Source organism: Shewanella gaetbuli (genome assembly GCF_023284065.1).
In the GTDB taxonomy this organism is placed as follows: domain Bacteria; phylum Pseudomonadota; class Gammaproteobacteria; order Enterobacterales; family Shewanellaceae; genus Shewanella; species Shewanella gaetbuli.
In genome coordinates this window covers 154,851-170,787 of record NZ_JAKIKP010000006.1, presented here as the reverse complement: position 1 = coordinate 170,787, position 15,937 = coordinate 154,851, and the positions used below count along the sequence as shown (strand labels likewise).

General features: G+C 39.3%; 14 protein-coding genes. 11 read left to right on the top strand and 3 right to left on the bottom strand.

Annotated features, from left to right (window positions below):
* Positions 1-83 precede the first annotated feature (83 nt).
* Both L2672_RS10150 and L2672_RS10145 read left to right on the top strand, forming a co-directional pair.
* Positions 84-3,152 (top strand): intermembrane phospholipid transport YdbH family protein, encoded by a 3,069-nt coding sequence (locus tag L2672_RS10150; RefSeq protein WP_248995736.1) that lies wholly within the window; start codon positions 84-86, stop codon positions 3,150-3,152.
* 45 nt (positions 3,153-3,197) lie between these two features.
* Positions 3,198-3,371, top strand: coding sequence for a YnbE family lipoprotein (locus L2672_RS10145; RefSeq protein ID WP_248995796.1), 174 nt, complete (start codon positions 3,198-3,200; stop codon positions 3,369-3,371).
* 106 nt (positions 3,372-3,477) lie between these two features.
* Here L2672_RS10145 and L2672_RS10140 read toward each other — a convergent pair whose 3' ends face one another.
* Complete coding sequence (locus L2672_RS10140; RefSeq protein WP_248995735.1) at positions 3,478-4,254, bottom strand: Nif3-like dinuclear metal center hexameric protein; 777 nt, start codon at positions 4,252-4,254, stop codon at positions 3,478-3,480.
* Between the two features lie 221 nt (positions 4,255-4,475).
* Here L2672_RS10140 and L2672_RS10135 point away from each other — a divergent pair, with 221 nt between their 5' ends.
* From L2672_RS10135 to L2672_RS10095, 9 genes are all read left to right on the top strand, one after another.
* Positions 4,476-4,832, top strand: coding sequence for a hypothetical protein (locus tag L2672_RS10135; RefSeq protein WP_248995734.1), 357 nt, complete (start codon positions 4,476-4,478; stop codon positions 4,830-4,832).
* A 411-nt stretch (positions 4,833-5,243) separates the two neighbouring features.
* Positions 5,244-6,425 (top strand): methyl-accepting chemotaxis protein, encoded by a 1,182-nt coding sequence (locus L2672_RS17320; protein WP_275975017.1) that lies wholly within the window; start codon positions 5,244-5,246, stop codon positions 6,423-6,425.
* Between the two features lie 190 nt (positions 6,426-6,615).
* A complete protein-coding gene (locus L2672_RS10125) occupies positions 6,616-6,981 on the top strand; it encodes a response regulator (protein ID WP_248995733.1) in 366 nt (121 codons plus the stop codon).
* Positions 6,982-7,008: 27 nt separating this feature from the next.
* Entirely contained in the window at positions 7,009-9,033 is a 2,025-nt protein-coding gene (locus L2672_RS10120) for a chemotaxis protein CheA (protein ID WP_248995732.1), read from the top strand.
* Positions 9,023-9,529: a chemotaxis protein CheW gene (locus L2672_RS10115; RefSeq protein ID WP_248995731.1), complete on the top strand. Its 507-nt coding sequence runs from the start codon at positions 9,023-9,025 to the stop codon at positions 9,527-9,529. The genes L2672_RS10120 and L2672_RS10115 overlap by 11 nt, the downstream gene beginning before the upstream one ends.
* A gap of 2 nt (positions 9,530-9,531) precedes the next feature.
* Positions 9,532-11,859, top strand: a complete 2,328-nt coding sequence (locus L2672_RS10110; RefSeq protein WP_248995730.1) for a methyl-accepting chemotaxis protein — start codon at positions 9,532-9,534, stop codon at positions 11,857-11,859.
* An 80-nt stretch (positions 11,860-11,939) separates the two neighbouring features.
* A complete protein-coding gene (locus L2672_RS10105; RefSeq protein ID WP_248995729.1) occupies positions 11,940-12,776 on the top strand; it encodes a CheR family methyltransferase in 837 nt (278 codons plus the stop codon).
* Positions 12,777-12,778: 2 nt separating this feature from the next.
* A complete protein-coding gene (gene cheD, locus L2672_RS10100) occupies positions 12,779-13,399 on the top strand; it encodes a chemoreceptor glutamine deamidase CheD (RefSeq protein ID WP_248995728.1) in 621 nt (206 codons plus the stop codon).
* A complete protein-coding gene (locus L2672_RS10095; protein WP_248995727.1) occupies positions 13,392-14,444 on the top strand; it encodes a protein-glutamate methylesterase/protein-glutamine glutaminase in 1,053 nt (350 codons plus the stop codon). The genes cheD and L2672_RS10095 overlap by 8 nt, the downstream gene beginning before the upstream one ends.
* A 161-nt stretch (positions 14,445-14,605) precedes the next feature.
* Here the strand turns inward: L2672_RS10095 and L2672_RS10090 are convergent, their stop codons facing one another.
* Positions 14,606-15,487: a putative ATP-dependent zinc protease gene (locus tag L2672_RS10090; RefSeq protein ID WP_248995726.1), complete on the bottom strand. Its 882-nt coding sequence runs from the start codon at positions 15,485-15,487 to the stop codon at positions 14,606-14,608.
* Between the two features lie 34 nt (positions 15,488-15,521).
* Complete coding sequence (locus L2672_RS10085; RefSeq protein WP_248995725.1) at positions 15,522-15,872, bottom strand: DUF3802 family protein; 351 nt, start codon at positions 15,870-15,872, stop codon at positions 15,522-15,524.
* Positions 15,873-15,937: the final 65 nt, after the last annotated feature.

Here is a 15,937-nt window from a genome sequence, read left to right as displayed (position 1 = left end):
AGATATCGCAGCTATTTCACCCCTGCATTACTTTTTAAGCCAGAGTTTGTTACGCTGGCTTTTTTGTTAAAGTATAAAATGAAATGATTAACGGTTTTATCACCTTAAAACGAATACTTGTGGCTTTGGTATTCATTGTGGTTAGCACAATGGTATATCTCAATCATAATATCAAACCTATCAGCATTAAGGTGCTCAACCATATACTGTCTGACTACCGTATTACTGTGATTAATTTAGACTCCCAATGGGTTTCCATCAATCAGCTAAAAATCCCGCGGCTTATTCTTCAAATCGAAGACAGTTATGTGGCCGTTCAAGGATTTGAACTCACCTTAACCGACACCCTAGCAGTATTGCAAAAACAAAGCCTTTACACTGAAGATATCGTCAAACTGCAATCTAAAGAAGTATATATTGATTTAGGAGCAAGCTTTTTTGACCGCCAACAATCTTCGCAGAGCTCAGCTCGCTGGCAAGATATATTCAAACGTATTCCACAAGTTAAGTTAGAAAAAATACAAATTCGTTTACCCGCTCAAGCCGATACTCGCGCTGCTATGCGCCCTAGCTTATTAATTGACAGCTTTAGCATTAGTGAACAAGGAGAAGTCTCTTCAAAGTGGCTTTTCAATCAAAATGAATTATTCTCATTAACCGCTCAGATAACAGAGCAGCAACTCTCGCTTGAGACTGAATTAGACTTAACGCAGAGTATTAAAGGGCTTAATGCTCTTAGCAACTACTTAACGGACTCTGTTAGCACGTTAAATCAACTTAACAAGCCACTAAATGACTCTAGTGTGTTAGTTGAGTTACAGCAACAATTAGCTCAGACCATCACCACAGTCAATGACCTGCCTGTTAACATCAAAGGCCAATGGCACTCAAGCACCACAATAAACTTATTAAGCACTGAACTATATTCAAATAATCACTTCAAAAACTTCAGTCTTTTATGGCCAGAATTACCTGATATACCAATAGTATTGCCAGAGAGTTTTCAGATTGTTCTAGAGATAAAGCAGCACAAGATGCCCGTTTCGCTCAGTGGTGAAACAGCAACACGTTATGGGGCAAAAATTACAATTGATGAGCTTCAACAGCAAATAAGTATCAATAAAGCGCAACTGCAGCAGTTAACACAGCGATATTTATCCAAAGAGCAATCATTTAAAGTAAAAAAGTTGGTTACTGAGTTAACACCACCCTCGCATAATGTGACTCAAAGTGAGTTGGCCAAAATTTTAGACTTTACGTTGGTTTTACCGCAAAAATCGACCATATGGTATGAGATATCAAATGATGATAATGCCGCACCTGCGGCACTATTCACCCCACAAGTCATCGTTAAAGTTGCTGGGTTAAACCTTGAGCATAAAATTGTATTTGCAGACTTAAAAGCCAATCTTAGTGGTGAAATAAGATTTGATCATGTGAGTAAACTTAACGCGCAAAATCAACTCGACCTGTTACCTTTAATTCAATTTATTGAAGCCCCAAACCAAACTAGGCTAAATCGATTACAGTTGGAGCAATTCAACCTTGGTTTATCGACTCACTTTGAGCGTAGATATTTAGCAGAACACAACCAATTCGAACACCAGCTGACGATTAACCCAGGCAGCACCCTCACCATTATCGATTTACAGCTATCTCAATCGTATTTAGCTAACGCTAACCAAGAAGTACAACAGCAATTCAACGCTAAGGAAATAACTTTTTCTTTTGACCAACGCAGTAAAGTCAGCTTCACCAATACTGGTTTTAATACTCTTATCAGTCCATTTAATGTCGATTTTCGTCAAATTGAAGCCATTAACACCGTGAAATCTTCACAGCTTAAAGCGACTCAACAAACATTACGGATTGATCACTTACAGCATGCTTGGCAATCAGCCATTTCATTAGATTCTAGTACCCTTAATAAAATAGTCGATAGCGGGTTAATTACTGACGTTAGCGCCCAGATAGTGTCTCAAGCTAAAGACATTAAACTCACTAAAACCCAAAATAATTACCGCAAACAAACTCTGTTAAATTTGAATGATATTGTGTTAGAACAATCGGTAACCGCGACCAACGGCGTTATTCACTCAACTGATCAATGGCAAGTCAATAATATTGAGGCTAGCAGCCAGCACTTTATACAACCTTCAAGTAAAAGTGTCGCTGGACAATGGAAAATGAGTACCGATATCAGCTCCTTTTTACCCACATTAGCCAAAAACCAATCTGTACCACCTGAACTCATTATTGACGGTCACCTGGCCATTGAGTCTAGTTTTTCATTTTCAGAAGTTAACGGAAATCAGCAATTTGAACTGATTGCACAGCCTCAAATAACGCACGTTCAGCTTGAATTTAATGATAGTTTTATCCAAAACGCCCAGCTGCAAACTCAATGTAAATTCAATTGGAACCATCACCATAGCAAGACTTTATCAATCAGTAAGCTGGAATGCCCTGAAACGTTAATCAACATAGCTAAAGGCCGCGCCGGATTATTATTTAATGATTTAACCATTACATCAGATATCAAATTAGGCATGGATGACTCTAAACCATTGAATAGTTGGTTACAGAAACTGACTGGATTAAGTGACTCAGACGTGAAAATGACCTTACAGGGTGAAACTCTTGATGGACAGTTTTTAATCCCTGAATTTGTATTAAAACTGCATGAGAAATCACATGGGTATTTGTTATTACAAAAGCTCAGCGTAGCTGAATTACTCGCGCAATTACCGCCTTTAGGTGTATACGCCAATGGCTTGTTTGATGGGGTATTACCGGTAGAGTTTATTGATAAACAATTTACTATATCAGGTGGACAATTAGCGGCAAGAGCCCCAGGCGGTAAAATCAATGTACCCAATAACGAAGCCATAGAGCAACTTAAACAAACTCAACCATATCTTGAATTAGTTTTTGATGCTTTAGCACCGTTAAACTACCAACAGTTATCAGGAAACCTTGATATGCAAGCTAATGGAGATGCCCAAATTGATATTACGATTAAAGGTAAAAGCCCTAATGTCGAAAGACCCATTGAGCTGCATTACCAGCATCAAGAGAATTTAATTCAGTTATACCGCAGCACACAAATCGGCAATCAGTTACAATCAAACATTGAGCAATCAGTGCAATAAGGAATCATTGTGAAGCATTTTTCATTCAGCTCTAGCGCATTATTGATGTTATTTTCACAGCTCGTTATTGGCTGTACACCCACGGTAAAAATTGAGCCACCTGATGACCCTATTGTAATTAACTTAAATGTCAAAATTGAACATGATATAAACATCAAAGTAGATGAACCGCTTGATAAAGACCAAGTGTTTAAAAAAGCAGAGCAACCAATAAAATAACTAAAAATTACACTAACTCACCTTAAACAAAAAGCCCTATTTGAAAGTAAACAGATAGGGCTTTAACTGATAAGGCTTTAAATTAACCTAAGCTGCGGATGACAACTTAAACAGGATTGATAATATCAATAAAATGGTGCTCAATGCCAAATTTTTCGGCTAAGTGATCACCTAAAGCTTGTACGCCATATCGTTCAGTTGCATGATGCCCTGCAGCAAAGTAATGAATCCCCTGCTCCATTGCACTGTGGAATGTGCGCTCAGACACTTCGCCACTAATAAATGCATCCACCCCCATTTGCACAGCATAATCAATATAATCTTGTGCTCCGCCAGTACACCAAGCCACAGTGTGAATCGGCTTAGTGCTGTCACCAATATGCAAAGGCTCCCGACCTAATGCGGTAGCAATATTATTGGTAAACTCGCCAGCGTCTACGGGGTTAGGGAGATGACCATGCCAGAGTAAATCTTGTGCGACTTCTTCATAAATACACGGATTTAATATACCCAGTTGCGCCGCCAACTGGACGTTATTTCCCACACCGTGATGCGCATCTAAAGGTAAGTGATAGCCAAATAAGCTAATATCATTATCCATTAACGCTTTGATACGCTTATATTTCATACCCGTTAACACTTCAGGTTCATTTTTCCAAAAAAAGCCATGATGAACAATAATTGCATCGGCTTGTAACGCAATAGCTTGGTCAATAAGGGGCTGACAAGCCGTAACACCTGTCACAATAGTCTTGATGTTATTTTTACCCTGAACTTGTAATCCATTAGGGGCGTAATCTTTAAATTTTGTGACATTTAAAAACTCAGTTAAATATTGCGCCAGCGTCTGTTGTTCAACAATGTTAGTTCCATTATGGTTCATATATCTAGCCACTTTTTTGATTCATTATTAACACTGTAGTCTACAATAATTTGCATAAAAGCTTTACCTCAAGAGTAAGGTAATTGTTTTTTTATCTATCATTTAGTTAATATATTGAACGCTTGAACCAGTAAAAAACCGCTAAATTGGACATTTATGCTTGTTACCCGATAAAATTAGCGTCGACCAGAAAAAGAGTCTTGATAAAAATAGGTTAAATTATGACAGCACTATCAAAGGAAGCAGTTATCAGCACACTGCAAGCCGCATTAGAAAAGCAATCAGGTAAAGCAGTAACAATTGAACAATCTGGAAGTTGGTACAAAATTGATGGCGGCAAGTCTGTTCGCTTTAGTGAACTAGAATCAATGCTTGCTTCACTAACTGGTTCAGACGAACAAGCTAAACCTGCTAAAACCAGTGCAAAGCCCGCTAAAAAAACTGCCACTAAACAACCAACAAAGGCAGCAGTTAAAAAAACTGAAAGCGCAGCCAATGGCGGTTTAACACCTAAGCAACTATGGCGAGCAAAATTAGAAAAAGCTGCGGGTAAACAAACACTGCCTCGTGGTTTTTAATACGTTAAAAGTAAACCGTTTTAAAAACTAAGCTAACAATCAACAACGTAAGTTAGCTTACAAAAACCATTAATGGGTCCGGTATGCTGCAAACGCAGTATCACCGGGCTTATTTTCTGTCCTCAGCAAATTCCACAAAATAGCAAAAATCGTATTCACATTTGACTCTAATACAGAATCACATTTCAACATAACTCTATCCCCTCATCAAACTTAAGCTGGCAACTCACCCTGTCGCCATAAAGTAACTATCTACATCACAGCCACTTGAAAATGCTTATAAAACTCACATAAAGGCTGAATTGTCATAAAAATGTTAAATAATGAGAATTTTTTTACGCAGAACATAAAAATAGTGTCTACACTAAAATGCATGAAGGGAATCTAGCTTAATTATTAGTGGGGGCAGACTTGAATATAAAGGGATTTTTTTCAAAACCTATTTATCAATTATCATTTGGCTTAATAGTATCTCTATTAATTGGCCTATTGCTATTTCAATTTTTACCCAAAGAAGTTGTGTTAATTATCGTCATCGCTGCTTGTTATTTATCAGGCTACACAGCATTAAAAACGCATTCGGTAATGGACAGCACAGATACCCAAGATTTCAACCAAGATAACTCAGCAACCCCAGCTCACCCTCAGTTTGCAGATATTCAGTCTGTACAGAATCAATTGCTTCAGAGTTTTGTATCCACTTTATTTGAGTGTAAACAAAATATAGAAGAAGCGAATTCAGTGAAGTCTGATGCAATTAGCACATTATCTGAATCATTTACTCAACAAAAAGAGCTAGCTGAATTACAGCAAGAACGAGTTACTCACCTTTTAGCTGCAGATGACGAAGAGTCTTGGCTTGCTTGCGTTGCTAAAGAAACCAGCTTGACGCTAGAACAGATTGTTGCAACAACGGCTCACATGTCTGAGGAATCAATGGATATCCTCGAAAAAGTGGAAAAAATAAATAGCTCTGTACCGGATGTGCTTAAAGCGATGAAAGATATTGATCAAATTGCATCTCAAACGAACTTATTAGCGTTAAATGCCGCCATTGAAGCCGCCAGAGCAGGTGAAGCAGGACGTGGCTTTGCTGTTGTTGCTGATGAAGTTCGATCTCTTTCTACACGTTCTTCAGGCTTTAGCCATCAAATTCAAGCAAAGCTGCAAAATATGGCACAGCAAATTGAATCGTTAACTCAAGATATCAGTCAAGTTGCTTCTCAGGATGTGACTTATGTGTCTGAAGCTAAAAAGAACGTGCAGGACTCTATTCAAAAACTTATGTCAAATGCCACGGATAACAAAGAACATACCGCAGCGCTTGAGGAACATAACAGGACCTTACAACAGTCATTGTTTGATGCGATGCGTGGTTTGCAGTTTGGCGATATAACATCGCAAAGTTTAATTTATACCAATACCAAAATTGAAAAAATAAGCCAGTTGTTGGAAGAGTTAATGGAACCGCAAGCTATAGTCAATAAAGAAAAATTACAACAACTTATCAATGAACTTAGCACGTTTAATGAAGCTGGTCATAACCCCGTATCCGCTACATCGATGCAAAGTGGCGATATCGATTTATTTTAGGGGTAAACAATAGTTTTAAGCTGAATAAATAAAAAGTATCTACAGTTTTTATCGCGCGATTTAGGCAAATTAAGGAGACTTAAAAGTATGACCAAACACGAAAACTTAACTTAAAAAACACATCCCAAAACAATTTAAAATAACCTTCTTTAAAGCCTTAAATAAGCAGTACTAATGGAATGAATAAACTATGAGTGAACATATTTTGGTTGTCGATGATTCAGCATCAATCCGTCAGATGGTAGAAGTAACACTAAAATCAGCTAATTACCAAGTGACTTTAGCATCAGACGGTCAGGAGGCATTTGACTTATGTAAAAGCAAAAGTTTTGATTTCGTATTAACGGATCAAAATATGCCACGAATGGACGGGCTAACGTTAATTAAATCATTGCGTGGGTTAGCTACCTATAGAACGAAACCCATAGTGGTGTTAACCACTGAAGCAACTGATGAAATGAAAGCTCGCGGAAAAGCTGCTGGGGCAACTGGTTGGATGATTAAACCCTTTGACCCAGCCAAACTACTGCAAGTCGCCTCAAAAGTATTGGGTTAATTTATCTAATTAAGAGTTGGTATTATTATGTCAATGGATATGACCCAATTTCATGGTGTCTTTATTGAAGAAAGCCAAGAACATCTTGATGAGATGGAGCATTTGTTACTCGCACTTGACCCAAAATCGCCAGATATTGAAGAATTGAATAGTATTTTTCGTGCTGCTCATTCAATAAAAGGCGGCAGTGGCATGTTTAGTTTTGATGCGCTTATTACTGTTACCCATGTTATGGAGAGCATTTTTGACAAAGCGCGCCAAGGTAATTTTAAATTATCCGCTCAGCTTATTGATGAGTTATTAATTGCCGTTGATGTACTGCGTAAATTATTAAAAAGCTATGCTGAAAATAGCGAAATAGACTGGGCGTTAGTGAATAGTACCACTGCCTCTTTAGAAGCTATTTTAGATCCCAACAGCCAATCTAAACCTCAAGAAGTTGATGATGACTTCGGATTTTTTGAACCCCTTACCTCTTCAGAGCCCCAACCATTAACCCACTCGTTAGCCAAAGACCAAGACATAGCAGAAGAGGACGATACATTTGGGTTGTTTGAACCCGATGTTGATACAAGTGACGCTAATTGTGAAGTCAGTACTGAGGGCGAAAATGTTCCTGTCAGCGATATAGATTTTGGATTTTTTGATGACACTGACGACTCCCCTGCAGATTCAAATACACCTGGGTCCGCAGCTTTAATGAATGTGAGTCCATCTGAAACCGTTCCCCCTTCGTCTTCTTCAAGACCTAATTTTGAAACAGAAGCTCATTCTGAAACAAGAACTAAGCAAAAAACTGACAGTAAGCCAAAACCTAAAGCTCAAACTAAATCTGAAAGCAAAAACAAAAATGAAGCAGCTGAAAGTAGTAGCATTAGAGTGGATATTGCCAAAATAGATAGTTTAGTGAATTTAGTTGGCGAACTCGTCATTACCCAATCAATGTTAAACCTCATCGGCGATGAGATTACAGGATTGGCAAACGAGAAACTACACACCGCTTTAGCAGAGCTTGAACGCAATACTAGAGAGCTTCAAGAAGGCATCATGTCCATTAGAATGTTGCCAATGTCTTTTGTATTCAACCGCTTCCCACGAGTAGTTAGAGATTTATCGAAAAGATTAGATAAAAAAATTGAATTATCCATCGTTGGCGGGCAAACCGAAATCGACAAAGGGTTAATTGAATTATTAGTTGATCCCCTCACCCACTTAGTTCGCAACAGTTTAGATCACGGTATTGAATTACCCGAAATCAGATTGGCAAACGGTAAGCCTGAAACCGGCATATTAACGCTTAAAGCAGAACAAAAGGGAGGCAATATCATCATCTCAGTATTAGATGATGGTGCGGGGCTAAATCGTGAACGTATTCTCGCTAAAGCCTATGAAAATAACCTTGATGTTCCTGAAAACCCAACCGATCAGCAAGTTTGGCAATTAATCATGTCCCCTGGTTTTTCAACCGCTGAACAAATCACAGATGTCTCTGGGCGCGGCGTAGGCATGGATGTGGTTAAACGCAATATTGAATCTATGGGCGGTCGCTTAGAAATCTTCTCAGCAAAAGGCGCTGGCTCCTGTTTCCAAATCCGCTTACCCCTCACATTGGCCATTCTTGATGGAATGTCGATTGCGGTTGGTGACCAAATATTTATTGTGCCATTAGTGAATGTTATCGAATCTGTTCAACCACAAAGCGCTCAATTGAAATTAATCGGTAATGAACAAGTTTTAGATTTAAGGGATGCCTACTGGCCCATCGTCAGCTTATATCAAGTCATGGATTTAGAACCTAAATCGATGCAAATAACCGACGGAATTTTAGTATTAGTTGAAACCAACAATACCCGCTTTGCATTACTGGTAGATGAGTTAATCGGACAGCAACAAGCGGTAATAAAAAGTTTAGAGCAACATTATCGCCGAGTTCAAGGCGTTGCTGGTGCAACTATTATGGGGGATGGCAGTGTCGCATTGATTTTAGATGCTGAATCATTGGCTTTGAAAATTAATGAATCTTTAAAGCAAAGGATTGAATATGAGAAATGAACAAACACAAGAGGTAGATAATCAAGACACCACAACACATGAATACCTAACCTTTATCTTAGGGGATGAGCATTATGGTTTAGATATTATGAATGTGTGTGAAATTAGAGGATATGAACCAGTAACTAAAATTGCCAATGCGCCTTCTTTTATCAAAGGGGTTTTAAACTTGCGCGGTGATATTGTTCCTATTGTTGATTTAAGACTTAAATTCGATGTAGGTCAGGCAACCTATAACGAATTTACTATTGTCATAATGCTCCATATTAATGATCGAATTGTTGGCATTGTAGTTGACGCGGTATCTGATGTTATAAACATGCAGACGTCAGATATTAAACCCCCACCAGAATTTGGTGTCGCTTTTGATAGTCAATACTTATTTGGTTTAGCACCCGTTAATGAGCAAATGATTATTTTACTTAACATTGAGAAATTAATTTCCAGCCAAGAGCTGGGGTTATTTGATTCTACTACATTGCAATCGGAGTCATAAATATGGGTATCGGATCTTGGTTTGGAAATAAAGGACAGCAACAACAATCTTTAACTCGTGCAAGCTTGGTTCTAGACAATAGCAGTACCTGCTTTATGATTGCTGACCCACAACGTGTCATCGTTTATGCAAATAAAGCCGTGCTTAATTTATTAACGGCGGCGCAAGAAGATATTCGCAAAGAATTACCGCAGTTTTCGGTTTCTTCTTTAATTGGCAGTAATATTGATGTTTTTCATAAGCAACCTCAGCATCAAAAAAATATCCTCTCGCAATTATCTCAAAGTCATACCGCTGAAATTAATGTCGGTGTCCGCTGCTTTAGATTAGTGCTTAACCCATTGCGAGATGAACAAGGGGTCTCATTAGGCACATCAGTTGAATGGCATGATATTACTCAACAGAAAAAGCACGAGTTACTGTCTTTAAGAGTCACATCAGCTTTAGAATCCACCTCATCAAATGTGATGGTTGCCGATACTGACCGCAACATTATATATATGAATCAAGCGGTTCAAGATATGCTTAGAGAAGCTGAAAGCGATCTCAGAAAAGCCCTTCCCCACTTTTCTGTAGATACTGTTATCGGCAGTAATATGGATATATTCCATAAAGACCCTTCCCACCAGCACAAATTATTAGCGGCATTAGAACAAACTTATGTGGGTAATATTGTGGTTGCGGGACGAAGCTTTAGATTAATTGCTAACCCTATTTTTGACAAAGATCGCAATCGATTAGGCTCAGTAGTTGAATGGGTTGACCGCACCAAAGAAGTGGCAGCAGAGCATGAATTAAGCCGGATTTTGGGCGCATTAGAAACAACCACAACCAATATTATGATTGCCGATGTTGACCGTAACATTACTTATATGAATAAGTCAGTGGAAAACATGCTACGCATCGCTGAATCTGATTTAAGAAAAGTACTACCCCACTTCTCGGTTGATAAAGTGGTGGGCAGTAATATGGATATTTTCCATCAAAATCCATCCCATCAAATGCACCTTCTTGAGAAACTAACCAAAGCCTATACCGCCAATATTATTGTCGGTAATCGCCATTTCCGTTTGGTCGCTAACCCTATTTTCGCCAAAGATGGCACTCGATTAGGCTCGGTTGTAGAGTGGTTAGACCGTACTCAAGAAGTGTTGATTGAATCTGAGTTTAATTCAGTGGTTGACGCTGCCGCCGCTGGCGATTTCACCAGCTTGATTTCGACCGAGGGCAAAAATGGTTTCTTCTTGAAATTATCAGAAGGGTTAAACTCCTTATTACGTATCACTGAAAGTGGCCTTAGCGACATTAACCGTGTGCTCAAGGCTATTTCAGAAGGTGACTTAACAGAACGTGTTACCGCAGACTATCAAGGCTCGTTTGAATTACTTAAAAATGGCTGTAATCAAACTGCGTTAAACCTATCACAAATGCTGGGAGAAATCCGCCAAGCAGCCGATACGATTAAAACAGCATCGACCGAAATATCACAAGGTAATACTGACTTATCAAGCCGTACAGAACAGCAAGCCTCAAGCCTTGAAGAAACCGCTTCAAGCATGGAAGAACTGACCGGCACCGTTCGTCAAAATGCAGATAATGCCAAGCAAGCCAATACGCTTTCAGCCAAAGCTTCTGAAGTGGCAATCAATGGCGGTCAGTTAATTGATCAAGTGGTTGATACCATGGCGTCAATTAATGAGTCATCACAAAAAATCTCAGACATTATTGGTGTCATTGATGGCATTGCATTCCAAACTAATATTCTGGCTTTAAATGCTGCAGTTGAAGCGGCTCGAGCTGGCGAGCAAGGCCGTGGCTTTGCGGTAGTGGCATCAGAAGTGAGAACACTAGCACAACGCTCTGCAAACGCTGCTAAAGATATCAAAGCATTGATATCTGACTCGGTTGGCAAAATTAATAACGGCAACGAGTTAGTAGGAAAATCAGGTGATACGATGAAAGAAATCGTCACTTCGATTAAACGGGTCAATGACATTATGGCTGAAATTGCCGCCGCGTCGAGTGAGCAAGCATCAAGCCTTGATGAAGTAGGCAAAGCCGTAACTCAAATGGATGAAATGACCCAACAAAATGCCGCTTTAGTTGAAGAAGCCGCAGCAGCAGCGGAAAGCTTACTATCGCAAGCCGGTCAAATGGCGACTAATGTTGCGCAGTTTAAATTGGACGATACTCACCAACATATTCAGCAAGCGGCGTTACAACATACCCCAACTCAAGCCCACAGAATATCCCACACCCCGGCCACACCGCCCAAAAGGAATGGCATCAAACCATCGAAACCACAAGATGACGAATGGGAGAGCTTTTAATCGCATAAGAATTGACTAACCTATGACACAGACCTTCACCTGATGGGTGAAGGTCTAACAGGGAAAAGCTAAGGAATATAATGATAAGTACGGATGACTTAAATAATAGAGAATTTAGCTTTGAACGAACCGACTTTGATTCTGTAAGAACACGATTATATCAATTAACAGGTATTCGTTTAGCTGATAGCAAAGACTCTATGGTTTATAGCCGTTTAGCAAGAAGGGTTAGAGCCTTGAGATTGCAAAGCTTTGCTGAATATCTGTCTCATCTTCAAACTCATCCTGATGAAGAACAGCACTTCATTAATGCACTCACAACCAACCTAACGTCGTTTTTTCGTGAACCGCATCATTTTGACATACTCAAAAAATACTTATTAGCTCACCCTCAAACAAAAACAATTTGGTGTACCGCGAGCAGTACTGGCGAAGAACCCTACTCTATTGCCATGGTGGTGGCAGAAACCTATGGTAGGTTTGACGTACCCATAAAAATTATTGCCTCTGATATTGATAGTCAGGTATTACAAAAAGCCCAAGCAGGCATTTACGCCATTGAAAAAATAAATTCTTTAGCTGAACAGCGTAAAAAACAATTTTTTTATAAAGGAAAAGGATCAGCAACTGGGCTGGTTAAAGTTGTACCAGAACTCCAGAAAATGGTTGAGTTTAGACAAATTAATCTGCTTAACGCTCAATGGCCACTGAGGGGGCCCATTGACATTATTTTTTGTCGAAATGTGATGATTTATTTTGACAAAGAGACTCAATTAACATTACTCGAAAGGATGGTTAAACTGCTGCCAGCAAAAGGGCTATACATCGCAGGCCATTCAGAAACCTTTAATCATGCTAGCCACCTGGTTAAGCCCGCGGGTCATACGACTTATTATCCAAATCATTCAGTGAGGTAAGCTTGTTTAACTTTGAGGTTAATAATTCCCACCTTGCTCCTAATCGATATTACGATAGGTACTTTGATTGTGAAGCCGTGAAAATATTGCCTGGCGAGTATTTTGCAACAACACAAAATACTCTCATTGTGACGGTTCTGGGCTCTTGTGTATCAGTGTGTTTGCGCGATCCTGTTCTCGGTATCGCCGGAATGAATCATTTTTTACTGCCAAGTGATAACTGTCATCAAGGTGGTGAAACTTCAGCGTCAGCACGTTACGGTGTTTATGCGATGGAAATACTAATTAACCACTTACTCAAACTTGGTGCTAACAAGAGCAGACTTGAGGCCAAGGTATTTGGCGGCGGTAACGTACTCGAAGGCTTTACCACCGTAAATGTAGGTGAACGAAATGCTGAGTTTGTCCAAGAGTATCTCACAATGGAACGTATCCCAATTATCGCAGCTGACCTACTGGATATTTATCCCCGTAAAGTCTATTTTTTCCCCGAAACTGGGAAAGTTCTGGTGAAGAAAATTAAGAAAATTAATAACACCACCATTTTCGACCGCGAAAGTGAGTATAAATTGAAGTTACGTTCACAAGATAATAGTGGTGATGTGGAGTTGTTTAATGAATAAACAAATAAAAGTATTAGTGGTTGATGATTCAGCTCTTATTCGCAGTTTATTAAGCGAAATCATCCGATCAGTGCCCGATTTTACCTTAGTGGGTTCTGCCCCCGATGCATTTGTGGCAAAAGATATGGTTAAGGCCTATAGCCCTGATGTGATTACCTTAGATGTTGAAATGCCGAAAGTAGATGGATTAACTTTTCTAGACCGTTTGATGAAAGCTAAACCTACGCCAGTGCTGATGGTTTCTAGCCTGACAGAAATAGGCGCTGACGTCACACTTAAAGCCTTAGAGATAGGTGCAGTTGATTTTTTCCCAAAACCTAAAATCGATATAACCAATTGCATAGAGACTTATCGCTCAGAGATCATTAGCAAGATACGAACGGTCTCTCAAGCTAAGGTTAGGTCTAAAAACACTACCATCAATGCTCCGCGCTCGGTCATTAAATTTAAAACTACAGAAAAAATAGTCGCGATAGGAGCCTCAACCGGTGGAACCGTCGCGCTGAAGACTGTACTGTCACAAATGCCCATTGATAGTCCTGCTATTGTGATGACTCAACATATGCCTCCCGGCTTTACTAAAACTTTTGCCAAAAATTTAGACAGCATTAGCGCTATAAAGGTAAAAGAAGCTGAAGATGGTGAGCGACTAATACCTGGCTGTGCTTATTTAGCGCCCGGTGATCACCATTTAGAAGTGGTACGTTGTGGCGCTGACTATCGCATCAAACTATCAACGGAAGAGCGTGTCAGTGGTCACCGACCATCTGTAGATGTTATGTTCCACTCTTTGGCTCAAATCGGTGGTAGTAATGTAATAGGCGTAATTTTAACTGGCATGGGTAAAGATGGTGCCGCAGGGATGTTGGAGTTACTGCATGCTGATGGCATCACCATCGCGCAAGATGAAGCCAGTTCGGTCATTTTTGGCATGCCCAAAGCGGCAATTGATTTAGGCGCTGCACAAATGGTGTTGGATGTGCAAGATATCCCTCATAAAATAGTTGAAGTTATCAACACGTTAGGAAAGGAATATAGGATTTAGTTCAATTTCAATGCTGTTTGATTCTGACCCTTCGTCAGTGACAATTATCTGTGTTTCAATACAGATAATTGCCAAAAAAAACTGACAGAGAACCATGTAAATGGGCTGTCAGTTGATTTTTAACATCATTTCTTAACAGGTTAGCTATTTATAATGGCAGCTTATTTCAATGACACGTCCACTAAATAATGTCCTTGCAACCAATTACGGCCAATCAGTAATTTATGACCCATTTTACTGCGGTCTTTTAAATTGACATCAACAAAAAACTCTTCTCCTGGTTCACCTACGGCCAGTCTTACCAAATAACGCACTTCAGAGCCTTGAGCATTGCGAATTAACGAGGTATCACGAATTTTAGTGCGCACATCAACTTTGTCACCTTTTTCGTTCATAGTCGTAAAAGTTAGCATTTTGCCGACATTATTCTCTTTATCTTGTTTATCTTCATTCTCAATGCGCATATTAACGGCATGTAGTGAGTTTTCTACCGCCCCAGTATCAATACGAGTGCTAAATAACAGGCCTGTTTCAACAATGCTAATTTTAGCTGTCGGGCCAATGGTTTTCTTTTCTGACACATCGACAATATAATCATGCTTTAAAAAATTACGGCCAATCAGAAGCTTGTAGTCCATGTGTGAACGGTTACGTAAATTCACTTCTACTTCTTTCAAACCATCAGCAAAACCAATTTCAAGTTTAACAATGTAACGAGTTTCAATGCCTTGAGAGTTTCTTACTGTTGAGGTACTGACAATTTTTGACTGTAAACGCTGCTTCTCACCTCGTTCATTTTCGGTGGTAAACTCAATCATTTTGCCGATGTTGTGCTGCATTTTTTCAGACTCACCGCCAATAATCTTCAAATCATAGGCGTGTAATGAGGACTTAGCTGCACCAGTATCAATTCGCGCTTCATACATCAAACCTGATTTAGAAACAGTCATGACTTCAACTTGCTTTAAAATTTGTTTATCTTCGGCGTGCGCTGTCGATATGCTTAAACATAAAACAACAGCGAAAATAATGCTTCTAAACATATTGGGGTCCTAAAGTGAAAATGAATTTAATAAATTATCGCAACATTGAATCAATTTCTTGATCAAACAGGTTTTTAATTAACCCTGAAAACTCGGTGATAAATACATCTTGCTCTGGTGTTGCTTTTTGATTGCCAACACTCGCTAGAATTTCTTCTAAATCATAAACAATGGCGTCAATCTCACGAATGATCATATTACGCTGGGCAAAAGATAATTGTGGGTTTTGACTACACACCATCATAATTTGAGCAGACAATTGCTCTTCAAATAAAGCGAGAACGGTTTCAGCATCCGACGCACTGGTATCAGGCGTTTCAAACAACCCAAGATGCTCAGTGAGATATTGGATTAAGTGCATGTAACCGTCTTTATCAGTAACCATTATTACTCCAGATTTTCGTCTTGAAGCCGTTTAGATAATTAAGGGAGGCAAATAATATTTGTCTC

What these genes read in the sequence shown, in the direction of transcription:
- L2672_RS10140 (WP_248995735.1), bottom strand. Translation starts at nt 4,254, where the DNA reads ATGAACCATAATGGAACTAACATTGTTGAACAACAGACGCTGGCGCAA.
- L2672_RS10085 (WP_248995725.1), bottom strand. Translation starts at nt 15,872, where the DNA reads ATGGTTACTGATAAAGACGGTTACATGCACTTAATCCAATATCTCACT.
- L2672_RS10145 (WP_248995796.1), top strand. Translation starts at nt 3,198, where the DNA reads ATGTTATTTTCACAGCTCGTTATTGGCTGTACACCCACGGTAAAAATT.
- L2672_RS10120 (WP_248995732.1), top strand. Translation starts at nt 7,009, where the DNA reads ATGTCAATGGATATGACCCAATTTCATGGTGTCTTTATTGAAGAAAGC.
- L2672_RS10135 (WP_248995734.1), top strand. Translation starts at nt 4,476, where the DNA reads ATGACAGCACTATCAAAGGAAGCAGTTATCAGCACACTGCAAGCCGCA.
- L2672_RS10095 (WP_248995727.1), top strand. Translation starts at nt 13,392, where the DNA reads ATGAATAAACAAATAAAAGTATTAGTGGTTGATGATTCAGCTCTTATT.
- L2672_RS10090 (WP_248995726.1), bottom strand. Translation starts at nt 15,487, where the DNA reads ATGTTTAGAAGCATTATTTTCGCTGTTGTTTTATGTTTAAGCATATCG.
- L2672_RS10115 (WP_248995731.1), top strand. Translation starts at nt 9,023, where the DNA reads ATGAGAAATGAACAAACACAAGAGGTAGATAATCAAGACACCACAACA.
- L2672_RS10105 (WP_248995729.1), top strand. Translation starts at nt 11,940, where the DNA reads ATGATAAGTACGGATGACTTAAATAATAGAGAATTTAGCTTTGAACGA.
- L2672_RS10125 (WP_248995733.1), top strand. Translation starts at nt 6,616, where the DNA reads ATGAGTGAACATATTTTGGTTGTCGATGATTCAGCATCAATCCGTCAG.
- L2672_RS10150 (WP_248995736.1), top strand. Translation starts at nt 84, where the DNA reads ATGATTAACGGTTTTATCACCTTAAAACGAATACTTGTGGCTTTGGTA.
- L2672_RS10110 (WP_248995730.1), top strand. Translation starts at nt 9,532, where the DNA reads ATGGGTATCGGATCTTGGTTTGGAAATAAAGGACAGCAACAACAATCT.